The 538-nt window shown below is 44.1% G+C and carries 1 protein-coding gene; it reads left to right on the top strand.

Features of this window, described 5'->3' with window-relative positions:
• A partial coding sequence (locus tag VJL_RS22030) for an IS110 family transposase (RefSeq protein WP_038881476.1) occupies positions 1–400 on the top strand: 400 nt, incomplete at its 5' end.
• Positions 401–538 lie beyond the last annotated feature (138 nt).

The following is a 538-nucleotide window of genomic DNA, read 5'->3' as shown; positions in this document are numbered from 1 at the left end:
TGAAAATAATGAAAATGCTGAACTTTTGAAGAGTATTCCTGGTATTGGTGATTTAACAGCAACGTTGTGTGTGGCCAATATCAGTTCTCCTTCAAACTTTGGTGGAGGTCGCGAGATGGCTGCATGGCTAGGACTCGTTCCAAGGCAGTATTCAACGGGTGGCAAATCAAAGTTATTAGGCATGAGTAAACGAGGGAACAAACACCTTCGCGCTCTATTTATACATGGAGCGAGGTCCGTGCTATCTAGGATAGAAACAACAGGAAAAGTGTTTGGAGATTGGTTAGTCAATTTACGAGCAACAAAGCCGTTTAATGTAGTGGTAGTCGCACTTGCCAATAAGCTAGCAAGAATAGCTTGGGCGGTGTTGTACCACCGCCAAGCTTTTAAGGCTGTATAGCCATAACCAAGTTTGCAACGCCAATGAACGTGATGACAAAAACGGTCGAACGGCCAGATTAGTAACCTGATACAAAAAATAGCACCTAGTTGCTTTGGGGCTTTTAAGGATAATCTGGCGCGGATATCATCGTGGAGC

Origin of the sequence: Vibrio jasicida CAIM 1864 = LMG 25398, assembly GCF_000400365.1 — a bacterium.
In the GTDB taxonomy this organism is placed as follows: Bacteria; Pseudomonadota; Gammaproteobacteria; order Enterobacterales; family Vibrionaceae; genus Vibrio; species Vibrio jasicida.
This window is presented reverse-complemented; position numbering and strand designations above follow the sequence as displayed.